This is a genomic window from Thiocapsa bogorovii, assembly GCF_021228795.1.
Lineage (GTDB): Bacteria > Pseudomonadota > Gammaproteobacteria > Chromatiales > Chromatiaceae > Thiocapsa > Thiocapsa bogorovii.
Genome location: NZ_CP089309.1, coordinates 4323811 through 4348846, shown reverse-complemented (window position 1 = coordinate 4348846; position 25036 = coordinate 4323811). Strand labels below are relative to the sequence as shown.

Here is a 25036-nt window from a genome sequence, read left to right as displayed (position 1 = left end):
TTAATCAGCACATGAGATTCAAGATTCGAACCCTCCCCGCGGAACATCGCTTCGATGTCGAGCCGGGCGAAACCATCCTCGCTGCCGCACTGCGCCAAGGCGTCGGACTGCCCTACGGGTGTCGCGACGGCAAGTGCGGATCCTGCGCGGTCCACCTGCTCGAGGGCCGGGTCGACTACCCGAGCGGGCAGACCGAAGCGCTCGAAGGCCAACCGGCGGACAGCTGCCTGACCTGCCAGGCCGTGCCTGCTTCCGACCTGCTGTTGCGCGTGCGCGAGGTCCCCTCGGTCGCGCACATCGAAGTCCGCACCCTGCCCTGTCGGGTCGCGCGCAAGGAGCGTCTCAATCACGACGTCATGCGCCTCTTCCTGAAGCTGCCGGAGAACCAACGGCTGCAATTCCTCGCCGGCCAGTATCTGGACTTCATTCTCCGCGACGGCCGCCGGCGGGCCTTCTCCATCGCCAATGCGCCTCACGACGACGCGGAGATCGAGCTGCATGTTCGTCATGTTCCGGGCGGCGAGTTCACCGCCTACGTCTTCGACAGCATGCCCGAGAAGAGCATCCTCCGCATCCAGGGGCCGATGGGGACCTTCGTCCTTCGCGAGGACTCGGATCGCCCGATCATTATGATGGGCGGAGGCACCGGGTTCGCGCCGCTGAAAGGGATGATCGAACATGCGATCCATATCGGGCTCGACCGCCCGATCGATCTCTATTGGGGCGTGCGTGCGCAACGCGACCTCTACCTGACCGATCTGCCGGCAACCTGGGCGAAGCAACTGCCCTCCTTCCGCTTCGTACCCGTACTCTCGGAGCCGGATCCGGATTGGCAGGGACGCACCGGATTCGTTCACATGGCTGTCTTAGAGGATCACCCGGATCCGAGCGGGTTCGATCTCTACATGAGCGGACCGCCCGTGATGGTCGAGGCCGGGCGCGTCGCGTTCGAGGCCGCGGGGCTCGACCGAGATCGCATGTTTTCGGACGCCTTCGAGTACGCCACGGACACCAAGGCAACCAAGTCGAAGGACGCCGGGGCGAACTGAGCTTGTCCTGCCGCCCGGAGCGGGGCACACTCCCGCGCCCGATGGACCTTTTCGCGATCTCGGAGCTACTGCTTATGCGCGCTATCCGGCTTGCCGTCGCATTCGGCCTTGCCGCCCTGCTGACGGTCGGCTGCACGTCCGGGCCCTTGAGCACGACCTGGATCGCGCCCGACACACCCCCGACCCCGTATCGCGACCTGATCGTCTTCGGCATCTCCACCAACCCGGTCGTACGCCGCGCCTACGAGGACAATTTCGTCGAGGTGCTCAAAGGCACCGGCGTCCAGGCGCGGGCCGCGCATACCCTGCTCTCCGATCGAGACGTCGGACGCTCGCGGGCGGTGCAGGAGGCGGTCGGACGATCCGGAGCCGACGGGGTCATCGTCACCTACCTCGCCGGCGAGAACCCGGATGCCGCCCCGAGCGGTGGACGCACCCATGTGGTGCCGAGCCTTTACGGCCGCCTCTACCCGTATTATGGTCACATCCTGAGCGAGGTCACTGCGCCGGGGTACTACGCCAAATATCCCGCGCTTCGACTGGAGACCAATCTCTACGACGCGGGACGCGCGACATTGGTCTGGTCCGGTCGCTCGGACACCTTGGATCCGAGCTCGGAGCAGACCATGATCAGCGAGGTGATCGCAGCGATGATCGGAAAACTCAAGGCCGACGGTTTTCTGCCGACGTCCTAGGGGTTCTCCGTCCGCACCGTCCCGGCGCTCCCGTGGTTACGGGCATGCGACAGCCGGGACTAGCACCACGACGGACCTGGCCGATGCCGAACGCGTCGGTTGCACCAACGGATTGCCGCTTGCGCCGAGGGCTCGGAGGCCTGGCTGTTTTGTACGACACAACGTCACCGATAGCCGTCGCGCCGCACGCTCTCGCCGTCTGGATGCTGGTCATGATCCTGGCCGCCGGCGAAGCCCTCTGCAAGCAACCGGAGCCCGGTTCCGAGGACGTCCCGCTCGGCGACCTGCTGAGTCTCCTCGACCAAGAAACCGAGCTGGCGACCCGCAGCGGAATGAACGCGGACTTCGTCCCGGGAATGGCGACGATCCTGTCGGGATCCGACATGCTCGCACGCGGAGCGCGCAACGTCTGGGAGGCGCTCTCGCTGGTCCCCGGCATCAGCCAAGGGCTCGAGATGACGGGCGAGCGCCAGATTTTGAGCCGCGGGGTGGGTTTCGGCTATGCCTCGGGGAACATCAAGTTCCTGCTCGACGGTGTGTCGATGAACGCGACCCTGCTCGCCACCGCGGACCCGGTCCTGAACATCCCCATCGAGCAGATCGAACGCATCGAGGTCATCCGCGGCCCCGGCTCCTCGGTGCATGGCGAGTATGCCTTCGCCGGCGTGGTCAACGTCGTCACCCGGCACGACGACCGCACCATATTCGCCCGGGCCGACGAGCGCGCCGATGCCGGCGGGGGCGGGATCTGGCACTGGCGCGACCCGGAGCGGGATCTGAGCGCCTCGATCAACTTGGCTGGACTTGCCGGCAACGGCGGCGTACTCGTCTCCGAGGATGCTCTCTTCGCGATCGGACAGGCCGAGCTCTCCAACGCACCCGGGCCGTCGAACGAAGCAAGCCGCTATCTCGGGGCCTTCGCCGATCTGCGCTGGCGCAAGACCTTCCTCGCGATCAAGATCCTGGACGACGACTATGGTGACCATTTCGGCATCAATCACTTCCTGCCGCCATCGGAGGACCGACTCACCTCCGCGCAGCGCTATGTCTCGGCTCAGATCGGCCAAGACCTGGTGCTGTCGGAATCGCTGGAGGCGCGCATCCGGCTCGAGTCGCTGCAATACGAGCGCGCACGCGATCAGCTCTATGTCTTCCCGCCGAGTTATTTCGACCCGCAGCCGGTCTACATGGATCAGGATTACCGGGAAACACGCTACCTCGGGGCCGCGGATCTGCACTGGCGCGGTTGGGACCGGCATTTGATCCTGCTGGGATTCGAGGCGAGTCAAGTGCGGGTCAACCGCGCGAGCTGGAACTGGTTCAACCTGCCGTTCGAGGTTCCGCAGAGCTGGTTGGATACCGGACTCGACCGAGACATTCTCAGCCTCATCCTTCAGGACGAGATCCGAGCAAGCGAGCAGGTCACGGTGACGGCTGCCCTGCGTCTGGACGACTACAGCGACCTCGGCGCCTTCCTGACTCCGCGCCTGGCTGCAGTCTGGCGCATCGACGAGGCGAACATCCTCAAGCTCCAATATGCCCAAGCGTTTCGGCCGCCGACCTTCTACGAGCGGGAGTATCCGGGCCGGGAGTCGATCGGCGCCGGAGAGATCGCAACCTACGAGCTGGGCTATATCCTCAAGCGCCCCCGCTGGGAAGGGCGGCTTATCCTGTTTCAGTCCGATCTCGCCGATTCGATCGTCTTCGGGGACGACGCCGACGGGTTTATCAACAGCGCCGATGCGCGTCTGCGCGGTGTGGAGCTGGAGTACGAGGTCCGCCTCGGAGCCCGCGTGAAGATCGATGCGAATCTCTCCTATGTGGACACGGTCTCGCGCGACACCGACCGACCGTTGCCCGGAGGCACCGACACGCTGGCCAATCTCGCCGTCCTTTGGCGCCCGCTCGATGCCTGGACCACTGCGCTGCAGCTGCGCTACGTCGGCGACCGAAGCCGCCCCGAATCCGACCCGCGCGATTCGGTCTCGGGGTACGCCATGGCGGATCTCACCCTGAGCTATCAGCGACAGGGGCCGGGCTTTTTCGCATACCTCGGGGTCAAGAACCTGACCGACGAGGATGTGTGCTACCCCGACCTGCCGACCAGCTTCGGCGGGGTGAACCTGCCCTACCCGGAAGGCTATCCGCGTCCGGGGCGGCGCTGGTGGTTGTCCGTCGGCTACCGCTTTTGACGTGGGCCGACGTCATGACGCCGCGTCAAAGAGTGAGCCGCCGGGGTCTTGTCGCTGCTCTCTTGGTGTGTGTCGGGCTCATGGCGACACGCGGCTGGACCCAGTCGCTGTGGCAGGAGGAAGAGCAGCGGTTTCGCGTCGGACTCAAGCTCTTCCCCGCCGTACTCGGCGCTGTCGAAGCGCTCCAAGACAGGTGCGCGCCCGACGGAAAGCTTGAGATCCGTATCGCCTACGAGGGGTCCGACACTGTCGCTCGAGAAGCCGCCACGGCGCTTCGTGCCATCGGCCGGATCCGCGACATTCCCTTGAATGTGAAGACCCTGAGCGCGGAGGCGTTGGATGCGGACGATTCGCTCCTCGGCGGAATCTTCATCGCCAGCGTGGATGTCGGGGGCAAGCGGCTTCGTCTGTGGTCGGAGCGTCATCGCGCCGTTGTCTTCTCGCCCTTCGCGGGTGACGTGGAGGCCGGCGCCGTCGCGGGCATCCATGTCGCCGACCGAATCCTACCCTTCGTCAACCTGTCCCGGGCGAAACGTGCCGAGGTGAGGTTCAAGCCATTTTTCCTCGAGGTGGCGCGCCTTTATGAGTAGTCCGGCATGAACGAGAGGGCCTTCGCCGCGCGCCGTCGGTTTTCGCTCACCCTCGAGCGCAACCTCGCAGTGATCTTCGCGTTGCTCGGGATCCTACTCACGACCCTGATTGCGCTGAACTGGGTCATCGTGATCGAGCCGACGCTGCGCGCCGACGCGGAGAGCCGATCGCGCGCGTTCGCCCAAGCTCAGACCAGCGGCATCGAGACGCTTCTGCGCAACGGGCGGCAACCGGAGCAGCTCGCCGACGCGATCCGGACCGAGCTCGATGCCGTCCTGCTCCTGAAGGATCAGACGACCGACAGTCCGTTCATCCGGCGCCTGACCCTGGCCCTGGACGAGGATCTGCTCGACCTTCCGCCCGCGAGCCTGGCAATCACACGTGGCGAAAGCGAGTGCCCGGACTGTTTCATCACGCAGATCCCGCTCTACGACCCCGACGATCACCTCCTCGTCGGGATCGTCACCTTCTATTCCAGTCCGCAGTTCCTGAACGATCTGATCGGCAGCGTGCGCGGCAAGCTGCTGTGGGTCGGCGGCGGCATGCTTATCGTCATCGGTCTTGCCTGGTTCGGGGCGAGCAGGGTGTTGCACAGGCTCGGCGAAAGCGAATCCAACCTACGCACCTTGTTCGAAGCGGCACCCTTCCCGATGATCTTGGCCGAGCGTGGCCTCGGCGGAGTCACTCAAGCCAACCAGGCGGCCAAGTCCTATCTCGCCTTGGAACCCGACAACAGCGGGCGGTTGCACAGCAGGGCGTGGGAGGCACTGGCCGCCGACGGACTCCCCGCCGGGATCGGCGAGCAGCGCGAAACGCGGATCCTGACCAGCGACCGCAGTCGACGCTGGGCGGTGGTCTCCGCAATGCCGATTCGATTTTCGGGCATCTCCAGCCGGCTCATCTCTTTGGTCGACATCTCCGAACTGAAGGCGATCCAGGACGACCTTCGCCGGGCCTCCTTGACGGATGGATTGACCGGTGCCTTCAACCGACGCTATCTCCTTCAGAAGCTCGCCGAGGAGATCGAGCGCGCCAAACGCTACGGCGACGAGCTCTCGGTCATCCTGCTCGACCTGGATTTTTTCAAGGCAATCAACGATACCTTCGGGCATCGCACGGGCGACGAGGTCTTGGTCAAGATCGCCGCGACATTGCGGACATGCACGCGCGATGTCGATATCAGCGGCCGTTACGGGGGCGAAGAGTTCCTCGTGATCCTACCGCATACCTCCGTCGCCTCGGCGATGGACGTCGCCGAGCGCATCCGCGGCGCCGTGAAGGCGTTGACCTGGAGTCAACCAGGGCTTCGGGTCACCGCCAGCAGCGGCGTATGCGAATATGCGGGGATGGATGTCGACAGTCTCGTCGAGATCGCAGATCAACGGCTCTATCGGGCCAAACAGGAGGGCAGGGATCGTGTGGTGGGTGCATCCTGATCTGCACAGCGTAGAGCGGCGGGCACTGGAGCGCATGCCGGATATTCGCTCGCGGGATCGGCGATCGCCGTCACGATGCCGCACTGGCCCATGACCCTCCCTGGACGGACATCCCCTTGACCCGCAGAGCGCTTCGCCAAGTGATTGCCGCCTCGGACCCGGGGTCCCGGCGCCTGTTGATGCGCGCGGCGATCGCGTTGGCTGTGCTGGTGCTGATCGGTGGATCACTCGGAGTCTGGTGGTCCGTCGGGCTGGCGGATCGCGAGATGAAGGATGGCCTGCTGTTGGAAACGCGGCTCTTGGCACAGTCGCTGAACGTCGAGCGCGTTGCGGTCCTTACGGGCGGTCTCGAGGACTTGGAAAAGCCCCAATATCAGCGGCTCAAGAGCCAGCTTGCCACCGTGGCGCGGACGGATCCGCGTTACCGATTCGTCTATCTGATGGGACGCCGTGCGGATGGGCAGTTGTTCATCCTCGTCGACAATGAGTCACCCGAATCCGAGGATTACTCCCCACCCGGCGATCTCTACGACGAGGCATCGGAGGGTGAGCGGCGTGTCTTCGCCACCGGCGAGGAGCACGTGGAAGGGCCGCTCGTCGACCGTTGGGGAACCTGGGTCTCGGCTCAGGTCCCCATCTTCGAGCCGAGTAAGGCCGTCGGAGGCAGTGCACTCCCGGCCGATGCCCGCGCGCTGGTTCAAAACGCGGCAGCCTATGCGGATGTGCATGGCCGGGAGGCTTTGCTGCAGGCCTTGCACGAGCCGAACGGCCCCTTTCATCGGGGCGATCTCTACGCCTTTGCCTACGACCTCGACATGACCTTCCTGGCACACCCGGTCAAACCCGAGCTGGTGGGGCAAAATTGGATCGACAGGCCGGACCGTGACGGCGGAACGCTGTTCCGCAAGGAGATCCAGCGCATTGCCCTGTCGGAGGGCAGTGGTTGGGTGGCCTACGAGTACGTGAATCCCGTCAACCACCGGGTCGAACCCAAGACCACCTTCGTTCAGCGCGTCGGCGATATCATCGTCTGCGCCGGGGCCTATCGCGTCCAAGGCGGCGTCGTCGCCGTGCTCGGCATCGACGTGGAGGCCCGCACTTGGCGGATCGAGCTCGCGAAGGCCGCCTTGCCGGTCCTCGTACTGACGCTCGTGCTGATCCTGATCATTCTCGCGGGCACGGCCTTGCTGATCAGACGCGAGCGCCTCGAGCCGCATGCGGCGCAACGGCTTCGGTATGTGGAGCCGGTGCTGGTCTTGGCCTTGGGTCTCGCCTTGACCCTCTTTGCCGCATGGATGGCGCATCAACGGGAAACCCATGCCCGCGATTGGTCATTCGCCCAATTGGCGAGCGCGCGCACGGAGGCGATCGCAGAAACCTTTCACGACCTGCGCGATACTGAGCTCCAGGGTCTGGCAAGCTTCTTCGAAAGCTCGACGGATATCACCGCAGCGGACTTCGACCGCTACACGACCTATCTCATCCGCAACCCGGCCGTCCGTGCATGGGGTTGGGCACCGAGGGTGGACGCAGCGAACCGGGAGGATTTCGGCGCACGCGCCGAGGCAGCCGGCATCGAGGACGCCCGAATTTGGCAGGAGGACGCGAGGATGGGGCGCGTACCCGTGACGGGACGCGAGCAACACTATCCGGTCCTCTTTGCCGCACCTTCAACAAAAGCCAACATCCAGGCGCTGGGCTTCGACCTTGCCTCGGACCCGCAACGCCGTGCAGCCATCGATGCGGCGACACGCGATCGCATGCCCACGGCAACCGAACCCATCACCTTTGTCTTGGAACCGGGGAGCCCGAAGGGCATCCGTGTCTTTCAACCCGTCTTCAGCGATTCGGGCGATGTCCGGGGTGTCGCCGCCGCCGCGCTGCGCATGGATACCCTTCTGCTCGGCGACGGGCCGGATCAGGCCACCCGCCTTCAGATCGCTTACCTGTACCCTTCCGGGCACTTCGAGCCGCTCGCATCGAATTGGGCTCCGAACGGCGCACCACCCGTCGGGCCTTCGCTGACCCGCCTCATTCCGATCTTCGGCGAGGTCTTTGCGGTGACGGCCTACGCAGGCCCGGAGTTCCTGAGCAGGCATCCCGTGCGGGCAGCATGGATCACGGCGATCACGGGGCTCGCCCTGACCGCCGCAATAGTGCTCGCGGTCACGCTGCTGGCCCGTCGACACGCGGGGTTGGTCGGTCTGGTCAACGCTCGAACGGAAGAGCTCAACCGATTCTTCACGACGGGGCTCGACATGTTCTGCATCGTGAACGCCGAGGGTATTTTCGTGCGCGTGAACCCGGAATGGGAGCGCACCCTCGGTTACCCGCCCGAAGAATTGGAAGGGCGACCCTTCCTCGATTTCGTCCATCCGCAGGATCGGGCGGCGACGCTCGAGGCGACCCGACGCCTCGACGCGAATGCAGCGATCCTGGATTTCGAGAACCGCTACCGATGTCGCGAGGGCGGCTATCGGTGGATCGAGTGGCGCTCCTTTCCCAGCGGAGAGTTGATCTACGCCGCTGCACGCGACGTGACCGAACGCAAGCGAGCGCAGGCCGAGACCGCACGACGGATGGCACTGGAAAGCACCGCTGCCGCGCTCTCGGCCCGTTTCGCGAGGGCCCGCCCGGACAACTTCGACGCCGTCCTCGATCAGGCTCTGCACCGGCTCGGCGAGCTTCTCGACGTCGCGAGAACCTACCTGTTCCGTCTCTCCGAAGACGGCTCTCGGATGACCAACACCCACGAGTGGTGTGCCCCCGGCACGGTGTCTCAGATGGAGCGTTGGCAAGACCAGCCCGTTGAGGGGCTACCCTGGTGGAAGGCTCGGATGGCAACCGGAAAGCCTGTCCTGATCCCCGACGTGTCCGCCCTTCCGCAGGAGGCCGCCACCGAAAAGGCGGAGTTTCTGGTCCGAGGCATTCGGTCGCTGCTCTGCCTGCCGATGGTCGACAGCGGCGGGAAGCTCGGCGGCTTCGTCGGCTTCGAGGCCCTTCGCCCGGAGCACGCCTGGGCAAAAAGCGACTTTGGTTTGTTGCAGCTTCTCGTGCAGGTCATCGGCAGCACCATCAAGCGCCTGGACACCTTCGCCCATCTTCAGGACAGTGAAAAGGCACTGCAGAGAGAGACCCGCCTGCAGGATCTCTTGATGGAGGTCTCCGCGACCTATATCAGCCTGCCGTTGGACCGGGTCGATGCGGTCATCGAGACCTCGCTGGGACATCTGGGCGATTTCGTCGGTGCGGATCGGGCCTATCTCTTCGACTACGTTTTCGAGCGACAGATCGCCACCAATACCCACGAATGGTGCGCGCCGGGGATCGAGCCTCAGATCGACACCCTGCAGGCCGTTCCGATGGGCATGATCCCCGATTGGGTCGCGACCCATCGGGAGGGAGGCACTGTCTACGTCCCCGATGTGCTCTCGCTCCCGCCCGAGAGCAGCGTCAGACAGGTGCTCGAACCGCAAGGGATCAAGAGCGCGATCGCAGTGCCGATGATTGACGGGCCGCGCTGCCGAGGGTTCGTGGGTTTCGATTCGGTGCGCCGACACCATCGCTATTCAAAGACCGAGCAGCGGCTGCTGACGGTATTCGCGCAGATGCTCGTGAACGTTCAGAAGCGACGCGAAACGGAAGAATCGCTGCGACTCAGCCGCGAGCAAGCCGAGGCCGCCAGCCGATCCAAGAGCGAGTTCCTGGCCAACATGAGCCACGAGATCCGTACCCCGATGAACGCCGTGATCGGACTGAGCCAGATCCTGTTGGGAACCGATCTGAATGACGAGCAGCGCGACTATCTGGGAAAGATTCACGGCTCCTCGCGCCTGTTGCTCGGGATCATCAACGACATTCTGGATTACTCCAAGATCGAGGCGGGCAAGCTGGAGTTGGAGTCCCGTCCGTTTCGCATGGACCAACTCCTCGAGCAGATGGCCACACTCTTCGGCTCCGCCGCCGGCGAAAAGGGCCTCGAGCTCGTTTTCCGAGTGTCACCCGAGGTCCCTCGGACGCTGCTCGGCGACGCGCTGCGCCTCGGCCAAGTCTTGACCAACCTGCTCGCCAATGCGCTTAAATTCACCGAGCAGGGAACCGTCGAGATTCGGATCACCCGACTCGGCGGGGATACCGATCAGGCTCGCCTGCGCTTCGAGGTGTCGGACACCGGAATCGGCATGGACGCGGAGCAGTGCGATCGTCTCTTCCAGGCCTTCTCGCAAGCCGACAGCTCGACAACACGAAAATACGGCGGCACCGGTTTGGGACTCGTCATCAGCCGCAAACTGGTCGAACGTATGGGCGGCCACCTTGGGGTCACCTCCTCGCCCGGAGCGGGCAGTGTCTTTACGTTCGAACTGGTCTTGCCGGTCTCGCGGGGAGACACCGGAGCGGGCGATGTTCGAGAGATCAGCGGATCCCGAGTCCTGGTCGTCGACGACCACGCCGTCGCCAGAACCGTGCTCCGCGAGATCCTCGAGAGCTGGCGATGCCGAGTCGAGGAAGCCGCGAGCGGAGCCGCTGCGGTGCAGGCCGTCATCGAGGCGGAACGAGCCGGCATGGCCTTCGAATTCATCTTGATGGACTGGAAGATGCCCGGCGAGATCGACGGGCTGGAGGCCGTCAGGCAGCTGTACCGCATGCGGGAAAAGGGCACTCTGACCGGTACCGAGGCGCCGGCCATCATCGTCAGCGGCTATAACCGCGACGACCTTCCAAAAGACCGCTCGGGGCTCAAGGGTTTCCTGGGCAAACCGGTCACTGCATCGGCCCTGCTCGACACCTTGCTCGAGGCGCATGGCGAAAAGCCGCAAACCGGCAAACCCACGCGAGCGCCTCGTGCTTCGACGCCCTCGTTTGCCGGCTCCCGGATTCTGCTGGTGGAAGACAATGCACTGAACCAGGAGGTCGCAAAACGCATGCTCCAGCGGACCGACGCCGTCGTCACCCTGGCCGAAAACGGTGGCGAGGCGGTCGCGCTGGCGACGACGCGAGAGTTCGATCTCGTCCTCATGGATCTGCAGATGCCGATCATGGACGGCTTCGAGGCCACCCGGCGGATTCGTACTGTGCGTCGGGATCTGCCGATCATTGCACTCTCGGCTGCAGTGATGGAGGCGGATCGGAACGACGCCCGGGAAGCGGGGATGAACGGCCACTTGGCCAAGCCGATCGACATCGGCGAGCTCTACCGGACCATCGCCCTCTGGCTGCCCGGACATAGCGACGCCGAAGCGAAGGGGCGTGCTGCGCAGATAATCGACCCCGCATCCGACTAACCGAGGCCTCCGGCTGTCAACCTAAACCGGGCCGGCGCAAAGGGTCGTCAAATCTACCGGTGCCGATCCCATCCAAGAACATCGCATACCGCGCTGAGCGCGGTTATGAGAGGTTCAATCGGCGGTCGCCGACCCCAGCGCGCATAGGGCCCGAACAATCGCCGCATCCTCGGCGCGCTCGGCCACGGCAACCTGCACGAAACCCAAGCCTCGGGCCTTCTCCGCCGTTCGTTCCGCCACGACCACCAAGGGCGTCGCGAGCAAGAAGGCACGCCCCTCCGGACCGAGCATCGCCATCAGATTCAGCATGATCTCGTCGCTGGTCGCCGTGACCATGGCCACGGCGTCGGCCCAGCGCGACAACAGCGGCGCGGGATCGAACGGCGGACGCAAGCGACGGTAGACCTCGGCGAAGTGCACCTCGGCACCGCGCGCACGCAGTGTATCGGCGAATAGGGCACGCCCGCCTTCGCCGCGGACGATCAGCACCCGACGGCCGCGCATGTCGGCCAGCTCGGGCATCGCGAGCAGGGTCTCGCTGTCGAAACGTTGCTCCGGGACCAGATCCGGTGCACGACCTGCATCGGTCAACGCCTGTGCGGTCGCTCGCCCGACGGCAGCGACCTTATCGACCCCCGTCCACGCGCCGTCCGGCACCAAGGCGAGCGCCTGCTCGACCGCGTTCGGACTGACGAAATAGAGCATGTCCCATGACTGCGCCAGCAGTGCGGCCGCCTCGCGCGGATCGGCGGCCGGCGCGATCTCGATGCTGGGCACGCGGATCGGGTCACCGTTGGCCGCCTCGATCAGACGGCAGAGCCCATCCGCCTGGGCAGCGGGCCGGGTCACCAGGACGCCGCGCCCGCCGAGATCACAAGGGGCGGCCATTACGGCTCCTGCAGTGCGCTCAGAATCTCGCCGGCACCCTGCGCGAGCAGATCGTCGGCCACCCGCGTCCCGATCGCCGCCCAGTCCTCGCGCAGGCCTTCGGACTCGGCTCGGAGGATCCGCGACCCGTCCGGCGTCCCGACCAGCCCCTTGAGGACGAGTCGGTCGCCCTCGATCAGGGCATGGCCGGCGATCGGAACCTGACAACCGCCGTGCAGACGCGCGTTCATCGCGCGCTCGGCGAGCACCCGGTCCGCGGTGTCGCGGTGGTGCAGGGGCGCGATCAGATCATTGACCCGTGGGTCCGCGCTGCGGCACTCGATCCCGATGGCGCCCTGTCCGATCGCCGGCAGGCTGTCCTCGGGTGCGATCCGGCTGCGGATGCGCGACTCGAAGCCCAGCCGCATCAAACCCGCGGCGGCCAGAATGATGGCGTCGTACTCGCCTGCATCGAGCTTGGCGAGACGGGTATTGACGTTACCGCGCAAGGGCTCGATGCGCAGGTCGGGACGCCGATCGGCGAGCTGACACTGGCGACGCAGGCTCGAGGTGCCGACGCAGGCACCCTGCGGAAGACTGTCGAGGCCATCGTAGCGGTTCGACACGAAGGCATCGCGCGGGTCCTCGCGATCCATGATCACCGCCAAATGAAGGCCCTCGGGAAAGTCCACCGGGACGTCTTTCATGGAGTGCACGGCGATATCGGCCACGCCCTCCAACATGCCCTGCTCCAGCTCCTTCACGAAGAGGCCTTTTCCGCCGACCTTCGCCAGCGGCGCATCGAGGATCTTGTCGCCCTTGGTGGTCATCCCGACGATCTGGATGTCGAGCCCCGGATGGAGCTTCGTCAGCAGCGCGGACACATGCTCGGCCTGCCACATGGCCAAGGGAGATTTACGGGTGGCGATACGGATGATGTTCGACATGGTGGATCCTAAAGGGGCTCTCGATCGAAGCCAGGGTCGGAGACAGGAACTTAATCGATCACGCCCGCGCGGACGAGACCGTTGAATCACGAAGGCGGCGAAAGGATGCGATTGTGTCACAGCCGACACGGGGATTCGAACCGTCTAAACTGCGTCTCGCAGCGACATAGCGACTCAAACCGCTTCTTGACACTGCAGGCACCAACGAACGACGGAGCGGACGCAGTTTAAAAAATTGTTTTTATTATCCTAAACCGCGTCCAGCACGGATCATGAGGGGTCTGCCGCCCGCCGCCGCCAACTGAAGGATATCGCCCCGCCGGGGACGCGGTTTAGCTCGGGACGCGGTTTAGTTGGGCACTTTGATGAATGGGGCCTCATCCGGCCTCCCTTCCGCATGCAGCCAGATCGGCCCGCTGCCGTAGCCGGGATAGAGGGGGATTGCGATCAGCGCCCCTGAACGCGTGCCGAACCCGTCGGACCGCTCGAACGTCATGGCGGTCTCGGGGTCCGCATCCGGACCGGGCCGATGCGATGCGAGCAAATCCCGCCAGGCCGTCCAGTCCTCGGCGTCCGGATCCGGGGTCTGCGCTGCGAGGAACCTCGGAAAATGCTCGGCGACGCGCGGATCTCCGACATCGTCGAGCTCGCTTGCGCTCAACATGTGCAGACCGGGGGCGATCGGATGGACGCGGATGTCGCCGTCGCCGCCGTGACGCAGCCAATAGGCCGAGCGCGGGTCCGCCACCACCAGATTGAAGGGCCGATAGGCCGCCGGATCGAGATCGGCCAGCGCCCCGGCAGCCTCGGACGCTTCGGCATGGTCGAGTGCCTCCAAGACCAGCTCGCCTCGACTGCGTTTGCCGGGCAGGGATCCGAGCGTCCCCCGACGGTTCATGATCGCGGCAACGAGGCCATGGTCGTTGACCCCGAGCCAGCTCCCGCCGGACTCCAGATCAAGCCCGGCACGCACCTCCGGGCGGTCCGACCAATGTCGGCCCGGCGGGCGACTCGGACGCGTGAGCATCTCGTCGCGATTGGCCGCGATCAATACCGGCCAGAGATGGCCCGGCCGCTTCAGAATGACGAAGGTGCACATGAATTCAAACCCCTCGAGCAGGAGATCGCCCTGCGGTGCTCTCTCGTGATACGCGTTCGACATCGCATCCAAAACGGCCGAGGCGAGATGGGCTTCGGATCGAACAAAAATCATTCCGTGCGTGCATTCGGATTCGGGCCGACCATCAACGGCGGATGCGATGAAGAGGCGATGATGCGAGACGCTTCGATTCCACCGGACCCGACTCAAACCGCTCGTTCTCGCTGGACCTTCGCGACCTTGGTCGAGACTGTCTTGAGCAAAAGCTCGAATGCCTTGCGCTGGGTCAGTTGATTCGCGCTCGTCGGCTCGCCGATCATTTCCAGGCGCGCCTGGAAATAGGCGATGTCGGCCTCGAGCCGTGCCAAGCGGATGCGCCGACGCTTGCGCTCGGTGAGGTCCGCCGCGGAGTATTGCGGTTCCATGTGAGCGCCGGCCCCGTCGGTCACGGCTCGGAAGACGCCACACCGCAAGATCGGCGATGATATCCGCCCGGTCCTTGTCGGGTGAGGTCGGTCGCCCTGAACCCGCTTGCCAAGCGCTTCGGAACCTGTGTTATAAACATCGATTATCCATCTATAAAATCAACTCAGAGAAACAACACCGAGCATGAGCGCAATCCTCGAGCTGTTTCGCAGTTCCGGCGCCCTTTACGGCGGCAATGCAGCCTTTATCGAAGACCTCTATGAACGCTATTTAAAGGACCCGGAGAGCGTCGATTTAGCTTGGAGAGAGCGCTTCCATGTGATGCACCAGGAGGCGGCCAATGAGGTCGCACACGGGCCGGTGCGCGAGAACTTCCTGCGGCTCGCCCAAGAGAGCCGAACGCGCGCGCGCACGCGTTCCACCGAGCGGCTCGAGCCCGCCGCCGCGGAAAAACAGGCCGCGGTGCTCTCCCTCATCAACGGCTATCGCTACCGCGGTCATCAGGTCGCCGACCTCGACCCGATCAAGCTGCGCGACACGCCCAAGATCGCAGATCTGGATCCGGCCTTCCACAACCTGGAGCCGGACGACATGGATCAGGTCTTCCATACGGGTTCGCTCTACGCCCCGGACCGCATGCCGCTGCGCGACATCATCGCGATGGTCGAGCAGATCTATTGCGGTACGGTCGGCTCGGAGTATATGCACATCACCGATACCCAGGAGAAACGCTGGATCCAGAAGCGGCTCGAAGGATATCGGGCGATACCCGAGATCGACACCGCCGATCGGCGTTGGCTCTTGACCCTGCTGACCGCCGCCGAGGGCTTCGAGAAGTATCTTCACCAACGCTATGTCGGCCAGAAGCGCTTTTCGCTCGAAGGCAGCGACGCCCTCATCCCGATGCTGGACGAGCTGATCCAGCGCGCCGGACGCAAGGGCCAGAAGGAGCTGGTCATCGGCATGGCCCACCGTGGGCGTCTCAGCGTCCTGACCAACATCTTCGGCAAGCCGCCGCAGGACATCTTCGACGAGTTCGAGGGCCGGGTCCAGATGGATTGGCGCCAGATGGCCGGGGACGTGAAGTATCACATGGGCTTCGCGACCGACATCGACACGCCCGGCGGCATCGTCCACCTGGTGCTGGGCTTCAATCCGTCCCATCTGGAGATCATCAACCCGGTGGTCGAGGGCTCGGTGCGGGCACGCCAGCGGCGCCGCCACGACCGCAGCGGCGATCAGGTCCTGCCCGTGCTGATCCACGGCGACGCCGCCTTCGCCGGGCAAGGCGTGGTCATGGAGACGCTCCAGCTCTCGCAGACGCGCAGCTATGCCACCGGCGGCACGGTCCACATCGTCATCAACAACCAGATCGGCTTTACGACCAGCAACCCACTCGATACCCGATCCACACTCTACTGCACCGATGTCGCCAAGATGGTGCAGGCGCCGGTCTTTCACGTGAACGGCGACGACCCGGAGTCGGTCATCTTCGTCACCCGCATGGCGCTGGATTTTCGCAACCAGTTCCACAAGGACGTCATCATCGACCTGGTCTGCTATCGGCGTCTGGGGCACAACGAGGCCGACGAGCCCGCAGTCACCCAGCCGATGATGTACAAGAAGATCCGCCGGCATCCGACCCCGCGTGCCGTGTATGCCGATCGCCTCGTCTCCGACGGCCTCGTCTCCAAGGAGGAGGTCGATGCGATGGTTGCGGACTATCGCGACTCCATCGAGCAGGGTGTGGTGGTCGCGCGCCCGGTCCTGTGCGGGCTGGACCATGCCTACCGCGTCGATTGGGGCTTCTGCCGCACCACGGACTGGGATCAAAGCGTCGATACGGGTGTCCCGGTCGAGAAGCTGCGCGAGCTGAGCGATGCCATGTTGCGCGTTCCAGATGGGTTCGAGCTCCATCCCCGGGTCGAGAAGCTCTGGGAAGAGCGGCGGAAGATGGCTCAAGGCGATCAGCTCCTGAACTGGGGCTTCGCGGAGAATCTGGCCTACGCCACCCTCGTCGATGCAGGTACGCCGGTGCGCCTGTCCGGACAGGATGCCGGGCGCGGGACCTTCTTCCATCGCCATGCCAAGATCCACGACCAAGTGACCGGCAACGCCTATACGCCGTTGCAGCACATCGGCGAGCATCAGGGCGCCTTCATCGCGATCGATTCACTCCTCTCCGAGGAGGCGGTGCTGGCCTACGAATACGGCTTCGCGACCGCGGAGCCGAGCGCGCTGACGCTCTGGGAGGCCCAGTTCGGGGACTTCGCCAACGGCGCCCAGGTGGTGATCGATCAGTTCATCACCTCCGCCGGGACCAAGTGGGGTCTGTGCTGCGGGCTTGTGATGCTGCTTCCGCATGGACTCGAGGGCCAAGGCGCCGAGCATTCCTCCGCCCGTCTGGAGCGTTTCCTGCAGCTCTGCGCCGAGCACAACATCCAGGTCTGCGTGCCGACCACCCCGGCCCAGATGTATCACCTGCTACGCCGACAGATCGTCCGCGACTACCGCAAACCGCTGATCGTCATGACCCCGAAGAGCCTGTTGCGCCATCGTCTCGCGGTCTCCGCCCTCGATGAGCTGACCAGCGGTCATTTCCAGACGGTGATCCCCGAGATCGACCCGATCGACCCCGCACAGACCGAGCGCGTGGTCTTCTGCTGCGGTAAGGTCTATTTCGATTTGCTCGAAGCGCGGCGTGCGCGTGGCCTGACGAATGTCGCCATCATCCGCATCGAGCAGCTGTATCCCTTCCCCAAGAACCACTTCGACCGCGCGCTCGAGGCTTACGAGACCACCGAAGAGATCATCTGGTGCCAGGAGGAGCCGCAGAACCAAGGCGCTTGGGACCAGATCAAACACCGCTTCCACAACCTGATGCAGGACGGGAAGCGTCCCTATTACGTCGGCCGCCCATCCTCCGCCGCACCGGCCGTCGGCCACCGTGCCGCACATGTCGAGCAGCAGGAGAGGTTGATCGACGAGGCCCTGACCGGGCATTTCAACCCCAGCATGAATAAAAGGATCCCGCCACAATGAGCAGCGAAGTCCGTGTCCCCGCCCTCCCCGAGTCGGTTGCCGACGCCACGGTCGCAACCTGGCACAAGCGCCCGGGCGATTCGGTCAAGCGCGAGGAGAATCTGGTCGATCTGGAAACCGACAAGGTCGTGCTCGAGGTCCCCTCGCCGATCGACGGCATCCTCGGCGAGATCATGGCCAACGAGGGCGATCTGGTTCAGTCCGATGCCGTCCTGGCGCTGATCGAGGCGAGCGGCACCGGAGCAACACCGCCGGCAGGTCAGGCATCGCCGCCTACCCAAGCCGCGCCAGCCAAGGCCGCATCTGCGAGCCCGGCGGCGAAGGCCGCATCTGCCGGCTCGGCGGCGAAGGCCGCACCGGCGGCCGACGCAGAACCGCAGGTCGCACCCGCCGCGCGGCGTCTGGTGAAGGAGTTGAATCTCGACCCACATGCGATTCCGGGCACAGGCCGCGACGGGCGTATCCACAAGGCCGACGTCATCGCTTATCTGGACGAGCGCGAGCAGGCCGCGCCGGCCAAGGACCCCGAGCTGGCCCTCGCGTCACCCGCACCGAGCCCGAGCCTCACCGGCGAGGCCGGCCGTCCCGAGCAGCGTGTCCCCATGACCCGTCTGCGTGCCCGCGTCGCCGAGCGCCTGGTCCAGGCCCAGCAGAATTCGGCCATGCTGACGACCTTCAACGAGGTCGATCTCAAGGCCGTTCTCGCGCTGCGGAGCCGCTACAAAGACCAGTTCGAGAAGACCCACGCGGTTCGGCTCGGCTTCATGTCCTTCTTCGTCAAGGCCGCGGTGGAGGCACTGCAACGCTTCCCCGTGATCAACGCCTCTGTCGACGGGGACGACATCATCTATCACGGCTATTACGACATCGGAATCGCAGTCAGCTCCCCGCGCGGTCTTGTTGTCCCCATCCTGCGCAACTGCGATCAGCTGAGCATGGCCGACGTCGAGCAGGGCATCGTCGCCTTCGGAGAAAAGGCACAGAACGGAAACCTCAGCTACGAGGAGCTCACGGGCGGCACCTTCTCGATCACCAACGGCGGGGTCTTCGGCTCGCTGCTCTCCACGCCCATCCTCAACCCGCCGCAAAGCGCCATCTTGGGGATGCACAAGATCCAGGAGCGCCCGATCGCCGACAAGGGCGAGATCAAGATCGCACCCATGATGTATCTGGCCCTGACCTACGACCACCGGATCATCGACGGACGCGAGGCGGTGCAGTTCCTGGTCAGTATCAAGGAGACCCTGGAGGATCCGGCGCGGTTGCTGTTGAGGATCTAAACCGCGCCCGGCGCGGTAAGTAACGTTTTTAGATGGCATCGGCCCCGGCGGACTTGACGAACGCTGGAGTCGGCGCGGTTTAGGATATTGGAACAGGTTTTCCGATGAGCGAGCTAGACCGACTCTACGAGCAGGACTATTCCGCCTGGGCGGCGCGGACAGCCGCCCTGCTGCGCCAGCGGCGATTCGCGGAGCTGGATCTCGCCCATTTGATCGAGGAGCTGGACGACATGGGCAGGAGTCAGCGGCATGAGCTGGTCAACCGTTTGCGCGTGCTGCTCGCCCATCTGCTCAAATGGCAATTCCAGTACGGCCGACTGTCCGAGCGTTGGGCGGACTTCGAAGGCAGGAGCTGGCGCAATACCATCATCGAGCAGCGCGCCGCGCTGACATACCTTATGGAAAAAAACCCAGGCCTCAAGCGCGTGCTCGAGGATGCAATCGGGGAATCCTACATCCAAGCCGTCAACCTCGCCGCCGACGAGACAGGACTTCCGGCCGCGACCTTTCCGGCCGAATGTCCCTATCAAAGCGGGCAGATCTTCAGTCGCGACTTCTATCCGGAAACGACCGGCTGACCGAGGCGTGCCGCCCGGCCCGATACGCCGCACGCTCGTGTCGCCGTCGCAGCGCTACTCGCCCCAACGGGCCGTGAGCCGATGCGGTACGTCCAGATGATCCAGGATTCGCGCCACCATGAAATCGACGATCTGCTCGATGCGCGCGGGCTTGAAGTAGAACCCCGGATTGGCCGGCATGATGACCGCACCGGCGCGTGCAAGACGCAGCATGTTCTCGAGATGGATGGCGGTAAAGGGCGTCTCGCGGATCACCAGGATCAGCTTGCGAGACTCCTTCATCGTTACATCCGCCGCGCGGTCGATGAGCGAGGTCGACACGCCGGCCGCGATGCTCGCGAGCGTGCCCGTGGTGCAGGGGCAGATGACCATGGCATCGGGCGGGTTGCTGCCGCTCGCGACCGGTGCCGTCCACTGCTGGCGACCAAAGACGCGCAGCTGCCCCGGTCGCACCTTGAAGTACTCCAGGAAGAAGGACTCGGCCTCGGCGGGTCGGGCCGGCACCTCCAGATCCGCTTCCATCTTCAGCACGACTTGCCCGGCTTGGGAGATCAGCAGATAGACCCGAATCCCGGCGGCGAGCAAACACTCGACCAGACGCAGACCGTATTGGGATCCGGAGGCCCCGGTCAAGGCGACCGTGATCGTCTTAGGCCAGTCTTGAAGCGGCTCGGACATGCGCGATCGGTTCCTCCCTAGCGCGCCTGCACAAGACCGTCCAGGAGCTTCTGGTGGATCCCGCCGAAGCCGCCGTTGCTCATGACCAGCACCTGATCGCCCGCACGACACTCGGCCACCACCGCGGCGGCGAGGACGTCGAGATCCGCATGCACGGCCGCACGTCCCGCAAGCCCGGCGAAGACGGCGGCGGCATCCCAACCCAAATCAGCAGGCGCGAAGACAAACACCCGATCAGCCGCATCGAGCGAAGCGGCGAGCTCACGATTGTGCACACCCAGACGCATGGTGTTGGAGCGCGGCTCGAGCACCGCGAGGATGCGCTGCTCGCCGACCCGACGGCGCAGGCCCTGGAGGGTCGTCTCGATCGCCGTCGGATGGTGGGCGAAATCATCGAAGACACGCACGCCTGCGACCTCGCCGCGCAGCTCCATGCGACGCTTCACCCCCTTGAACCGGCCCAGGGCAGCGATCCCGGCACCGACCGGGACACCCGCGTGCCGGGCCGCAGCCAAGACGGCGAGCGCGTTGTGCACGTTGTGCAGTCCGGTTTGACCCCAGTCGACCTCGCCCAGCGGGTGCTCATCGAGCATCACCTCAAAGCGGGACCCGTCCGGGACGAGCAGCCGAGCGGTCCACCGCCCCGCCTCGCCGAAGGACTCGCGCGGGGTCCAACAGCCCATCGCCAGCACCTGATCGATCGCCGGCTCGGCGCCCGAATGGACGATCAGACCGCGACCCGGGACGGTGCGCACCAGATGATGGAACTGGCGCTGGATCTGACCGAGATCCTCGAAGATGTCGGCGTGGTCGAACTCAAGATTGTTGAGGATCAGGGTGCTGGGGCGATAGTGGACGAACTTGGAGCGCTTATCGAAGAAGGCGGTGTCGTATTCATCCGCCTCGACCACGAAAAAGGGCGCGGAGCCCAGTCGCGCGGACAGCCCGAAATCCAGCGGCACGCCGCCGATCAGGAAGCCCGGCGCGAGACCGGCGTCCTCCAGGACCCAGGCGAGCATACTCGCGGTGGTGGTCTTGCCGTGCGTACCGGCCACGGCCAGCACCCAGCGATCGGGCAACAGATTCTCGCGCAGCCATTCCGGACCCGAGCAATAGCGCAGACCGCGATCCAGCATGGCCTCGACGGCAGGGATGCCCCGCTTCATGGCGTTTCCGACGACCACCACATCCGGCGCCGGCTCGAGGTGGCTCGGATCATAGCCCTCCATCAAACCGATTCCGGCCGCCTCGAGCTGGGTGCTCATCGGCGGATAGACGTTGGCGTCCGAGCCGCTGACGCGGTGCCCGAGTGCACGCGCGAGCAGGGCGATACCGCCCATGAAGGTGCCGCAGATGCCCAGGATATGCAGATGCATGCGTGTTGAAGCTCCTCAGGCGCCGCCGAAGGCGATGCCCATCAAGAGGACCACGCCGACCTTGAAGGCCACGGCGATCGCCGCGCCCTGACCGAGCGAGATCTGAAAGGTGTGGCGCAAGATGTGACCGGTCACCACCACGCTCCACACGAAGACTACCAGAAGCAGAAGCGCGCCGAGCGCAGCCAAATCGGTTTCTTGCGAGCCGGTGGGATTGAAGTTGAGCGGAATCAGCGCGATCGCACCGATCACGACACCGCTGCCGAGAAGCGCCGTCGCAGACTGAATGAAGCGCGCATCCAGGCGCATGAGGCGCAAGGCGACGAAAAGTGCGCCGAGCGTCATCGCAAGCTCGAACAGGGTCTGCGCAAGGCTCGCGCCGATCGACAGATGGGCGACGAGGCCGATCATCACACCGACGAGGAGACTCGCGACCGCCACGACGGCGAGAAGGATCTCCGAAGCCGGGAGATCCTGCGGGTTCCTGCGCAAGGCGCATAACTCAACAAAAAATAAGATCAAGGCCTGCACGGTCACATCCTTCGGCGAAACCTGACTCAATCATAACCGCCCGAGTCGCTGCTGCGGCAACCTTTCCGCGAGGCATGGAGAGCGGAGCGAAGCCGAGCGGCCCCCGGTAGGCGTCGGCGCGTGCGTGCCGCCGCAGTGGCGAAGCGGCCGTGGTCGCGAAGCCGCGAAGGCGGTATGCAAAGCGCATCCGACACGCCGTCGAGCCGTTCGTCGCAGGGCCGTGCGCAGCCCGACCGCGCCCCTCGGGCGTACGTCGTGGCGCAGCGCGGCCCGGAGCGGGGCGAACCGGGGCCAAAACAGGTCGTCGCCAAGGAGCGAGTCCGTCCGGCGGCAGGAGCCCCCGGACGGACTCACGAGCGACACGCGACTCTCCGGCGTCTCCATCACCCGTCGGCGGACCGCGAAGGCGCCAAGCGTACGAAGCCCACACCGAGCAACACCAGACCCGCCGCGAGCCCGATCGCCGGAGCATTGCCGAGGCGCACATAGGGCGTCGCCCCGACATAGGGTCGAACCTCTGTCGCGAAATCCCCGCGCACGAAAGACGGCACCATCCCGAGCACCCGTCCGCGCTGATCGATGATCGCGGAGATCCCGGTGTTGGTGGCACGCAGCAGATAGCGCCCGTTCTCGAGCGCTCGCATCCGCGCCATCTCGAGATGCTGATGCGGCGCCAACGAATCACCGAACCAGGCATCGTTGCTGACGTTGATCAAGAACTCGGCCTCGGGCAAGGCTTGCGAAACCTCCGCCGGGAAGGCGTCTTCGTAGCAGATGGACACGCCCGCCAAGCGATCGCCCACCGCAAGCAAGGGACGCTCGGCGCTGCCGCGACTGAAGTCGGAGATGGGGACCTGGAAGAGATCCACCAACGGACCGAGCCACGTCTTCAACGGCATGAACTCGCCGAAAGGCACCAGATGGCGCTTGGCGTAGAGATCCTCCCGGCTGCCGAGACTGAGCAGCGCGTTGAAGTGGCGACCTGTGTCGGACTCCATGACCGGGATGCCGAGGACGATCTCGGTTCCCTCTTGGCGTGCGCGCGCGGCCATGGGATCGATGAGGACGTCGCGCACATGATGCAGAAAATCCGGGATGGCGGTCTCGGGCCAGACCACCAGATCCGCGTCGAGGTTCCGCTCTGTCAGCTCCCAGTAAATCTCCATGGTCGAGACGAGCAGATCCGGATCCCACTTCATCGACTGGGGGATGCTCGCCTGCACCACCGCGGCGCGAAAGCCCTGACCGGAAGGCGCGGTCCAGGTCACCTGCTTCAGGAGCATCCCGCCGCCCCACACAACGACCAACCCCAGGGCAGCTAAGACGCGACCCCGAGCAGACCATCGCAAGAGTCCCCAGAGCAAACCCGCCGACATCAGGATCAGCAGACCGACGCCGTAGACCCCGATGATCGGCGCAAAACCGCCGAGCGGCCCGTCGATCTGGGTGTAGCCCAAGCTCAGCCACGGAAAACCAGTGAACAACCAGCCACGCAGCCACTCGACCAGGAGATAGAGACCGGGGAACAGGAGGAGCGGGACCCGCCACGCCGGGCCGCGATCCAAGCGCCGAACCAGCCAACCCACGAACCCGAAAAAGAGCGCGATCGTCGACACGAAGAGACCGGCGAGGAGATGCGCAACCCAGGTGTCCATGTTGCCGAACTCGTTCAGGCTAATCCGGATCCAAAAGACCCCGAAGCCCATCAGGCCGACGCCGAAGAGCCAACCCCGTAGGAAACCGATCCGAGGCGAGGCACCGTTGAGCGCGACCAAGAAGCCCAAGAGGCCGATCAGGACGAACGCATACCACCCGAAGGGCGCGAATCCGAGCACCATGACGGCGCCGCTTGCGCAGGCGAGCGCGGCCGACAGGAGCGGGGGAATGCGAAAGGCCGGTGACAACATGGATTCACGTCCTGGGCTTAAGGATGGCCGAGCGGAGGAATAGACCGCGCGGGTTCTAACAGCAGACACGATCCCGGTCAAACCTAAACCGCGTCCCCGCCGAGGTTCCGGGGGCGCTCTCACCATTGAGCTCGCGACGGGCTCGGCATCTCGCTCCGGTCGCGGTTTAGTCGTAGGCCTCGTCTTTCCACTGCCGCAACGCTTTGAAGACCTCGCGAGCGGAGCCGAGCGGGCGTCCCGCGGCACGCTCGGCGGCTTGAACGACCCCGGGCACACGGGTGCGCAGGAAGGGGTTGGTGGCCAACTCGAGCGCGAGAGTAGAGGGTACGGTCGGCAGACCCGCGTGCCTTCGGTTGCGTTCGGACGCCGTGCGCGCGCTCAATGCAGGGCTGACGGGTTCAACCCAGTCGGCAAAACCGAGATTCGCGAGCGTGTACTCATGTGCGCAATACACGAGGGTCTCGGGCGGCAGCGCAGCGATGCGGTCCAAGGAATCCGAGAGTTGCTCGAAGGTCCCGTCGAAGACGCGTCCGCAACCGCCGGCAAACAGCGTGTCACCGCAGAACAAGCGGCCGACTCCCAGATAGGCAATATGTGTGGAGGTGTGACCCGGCACCTCGATGACACGAAAATCGACGCTCAGGCCCGGCGGACGAACGACCGCCCCCTCGCCCAGCGGATCGGTCAGGTCGCGGATTCTCCGGTCGACGGGGCCATAGATGCGCGCCCCTGGAAAGACCGAGCGCAGCTCGCTCAATCCGCCGATGTGATCGCCGTGGTGATGGGTCACCAAGACGGCTGTGAGGACTCGATGCTCCGCGCGGAGCAGCTCGATGACCGGATCGGCATCGCCTGGATCCACGACCACGGCCGTTCCCGGCGTTTCGGTCAGAAGCCAGATATAGTTGTCCGAAAAGGCGGGGATCGGGCGAATCTCGAGCATATGTGGCTCCCGGATTTTCAATCGTCGAAAGAGCGACGCCGAGAGAACTCGGCGTCTCGACACGAGAACCGCTCTCGCTGCCGGCGCCGCAAGGCGACGCGACGACCCGGGCGGTCT

18 protein-coding genes are annotated in these 25036 nt (G+C 64.9%); 9 read left to right on the top strand and 9 right to left on the bottom strand.

The window, feature by feature from the left end:
- The first annotated feature begins 11 nt into the window (after nt 1-11).
- The 6 genes from LT988_RS19260 to LT988_RS19235 all read left to right on the top strand — a co-directional run bounded on the left by LT988_RS19260 (nt 12) and on the right by LT988_RS19235 (nt 11245).
- Complete coding sequence (locus LT988_RS19260; RefSeq protein WP_232407127.1) at nt 12-1049, top strand: CDP-6-deoxy-delta-3,4-glucoseen reductase; 1038 nt, start codon at nt 12-14, stop codon at nt 1047-1049.
- A 74-nt stretch (nt 1050-1123) separates the two neighbouring features.
- A complete protein-coding gene (locus LT988_RS19255; RefSeq protein WP_232407126.1) occupies nt 1124-1744 on the top strand; it encodes a hypothetical protein in 621 nt (206 codons plus the stop codon).
- Nucleotides 1745-1893: 149 nt separating this feature from the next.
- Complete coding sequence (locus LT988_RS19250; protein ID WP_332460494.1) at nt 1894-3936, top strand: TonB-dependent receptor plug domain-containing protein; 2043 nt, start codon at nt 1894-1896, stop codon at nt 3934-3936.
- Nucleotides 3937-4016: 80 nt separating this feature from the next.
- Complete coding sequence (locus tag LT988_RS19245) at nt 4017-4526, top strand: hypothetical protein (protein ID WP_232407125.1); 510 nt, start codon at nt 4017-4019, stop codon at nt 4524-4526.
- 6 nt (nt 4527-4532) lie between these two features.
- Nucleotides 4533-5963, top strand: a complete 1431-nt coding sequence (locus LT988_RS19240; RefSeq protein WP_232407124.1) for a GGDEF domain-containing protein — start codon at nt 4533-4535, stop codon at nt 5961-5963.
- A gap of 116 nt (nt 5964-6079) precedes the next feature.
- Nucleotides 6080-11245: a response regulator gene (locus tag LT988_RS19235; RefSeq protein WP_232407123.1), complete on the top strand. Its 5166-nt coding sequence runs from the start codon at nt 6080-6082 to the stop codon at nt 11243-11245.
- Nucleotides 11246-11359: 114 nt separating this feature from the next.
- Here the strand turns inward: LT988_RS19235 and LT988_RS19230 are convergent, their stop codons facing one another.
- The 4 genes from LT988_RS19230 to LT988_RS19215 form a co-directional block, all read right to left on the bottom strand.
- Nucleotides 11360-12133, bottom strand: coding sequence for a uroporphyrinogen-III synthase (locus LT988_RS19230; protein ID WP_232407122.1), 774 nt, complete (start codon nt 12131-12133; stop codon nt 11360-11362).
- On the bottom strand, nt 12133-13059 hold the full coding sequence (hemC, locus tag LT988_RS19225; protein WP_232407121.1) for a hydroxymethylbilane synthase: 927 nt from the start codon (nt 13057-13059) through the stop codon (nt 12133-12135). The genes LT988_RS19230 and hemC overlap by 1 nt, the downstream gene beginning before the upstream one ends.
- 349 nt (nt 13060-13408) lie before the next feature.
- Nucleotides 13409-14221 (bottom strand): NRDE family protein, encoded by an 813-nt coding sequence (locus LT988_RS19220; protein WP_232407120.1) that lies wholly within the window; start codon nt 14219-14221, stop codon nt 13409-13411.
- A 143-nt stretch (nt 14222-14364) separates the two neighbouring features.
- The gene (locus LT988_RS19215) at nt 14365-14583 is read right to left on the bottom strand and encodes a hypothetical protein (RefSeq protein ID WP_232407119.1); all 219 of its coding nucleotides are present in this window, start codon (nt 14581-14583) and stop codon (nt 14365-14367) included.
- Nucleotides 14584-14767: 184 nt separating this feature from the next.
- On the opposite strand from LT988_RS19215, the gene LT988_RS19210 reads away from it, so the two are divergent.
- The 3 genes from LT988_RS19210 (at nt 14768) to LT988_RS19200 (ending at nt 19484) form a co-directional block, all read left to right on the top strand.
- Entirely contained in the window at nt 14768-17626 is a 2859-nt protein-coding gene (locus tag LT988_RS19210) for a 2-oxoglutarate dehydrogenase E1 component (protein ID WP_232407118.1), read from the top strand.
- On the top strand, nt 17623-18906 hold the full coding sequence (gene odhB, locus LT988_RS19205) for a 2-oxoglutarate dehydrogenase complex dihydrolipoyllysine-residue succinyltransferase (protein ID WP_232407117.1): 1284 nt from the start codon (nt 17623-17625) through the stop codon (nt 18904-18906). The genes LT988_RS19210 and odhB overlap by 4 nt, the downstream gene beginning before the upstream one ends.
- A gap of 104 nt (nt 18907-19010) precedes the next feature.
- Nucleotides 19011-19484 carry a DUF29 domain-containing protein gene (locus LT988_RS19200; RefSeq protein WP_232407116.1) on the top strand — a complete coding sequence of 158 codons (474 nt, stop codon included), beginning with the start codon at nt 19011-19013 and terminating at the stop codon, nt 19482-19484.
- 54 nt (nt 19485-19538) lie between these two features.
- Here LT988_RS19200 and LT988_RS19195 read toward each other — a convergent pair whose 3' ends face one another.
- The 5 genes from LT988_RS19195 to gloB all read right to left on the bottom strand — a co-directional run bounded on the left by LT988_RS19195 (nt 19539) and on the right by gloB (nt 24919).
- Nucleotides 19539-20162 carry a flavin prenyltransferase UbiX gene (locus LT988_RS19195; protein ID WP_232407115.1) on the bottom strand — a complete coding sequence of 208 codons (624 nt, stop codon included), beginning with the start codon at nt 20160-20162 and terminating at the stop codon, nt 19539-19541.
- 17 nt (nt 20163-20179) lie between these two features.
- Nucleotides 20180-21538, bottom strand: coding sequence for a UDP-N-acetylmuramate:L-alanyl-gamma-D-glutamyl-meso-diaminopimelate ligase (mpl, locus tag LT988_RS19190; protein WP_232407114.1), 1359 nt, complete (start codon nt 21536-21538; stop codon nt 20180-20182).
- 15 nt (nt 21539-21553) lie between these two features.
- Nucleotides 21554-22030, bottom strand: coding sequence for a hypothetical protein (locus LT988_RS19185; RefSeq protein WP_332460493.1), 477 nt, complete (start codon nt 22028-22030; stop codon nt 21554-21556).
- A gap of 422 nt (nt 22031-22452) precedes the next feature.
- Complete coding sequence (lnt, locus tag LT988_RS19180; protein WP_232407113.1) at nt 22453-23976, bottom strand: apolipoprotein N-acyltransferase; 1524 nt, start codon at nt 23974-23976, stop codon at nt 22453-22455.
- Between the two features lie 166 nt (nt 23977-24142).
- Nucleotides 24143-24919: a hydroxyacylglutathione hydrolase gene (gene gloB / locus LT988_RS19175; protein ID WP_232407112.1), complete on the bottom strand. Its 777-nt coding sequence runs from the start codon at nt 24917-24919 to the stop codon at nt 24143-24145.
- Nucleotides 24920-25036: the final 117 nt, after the last annotated feature.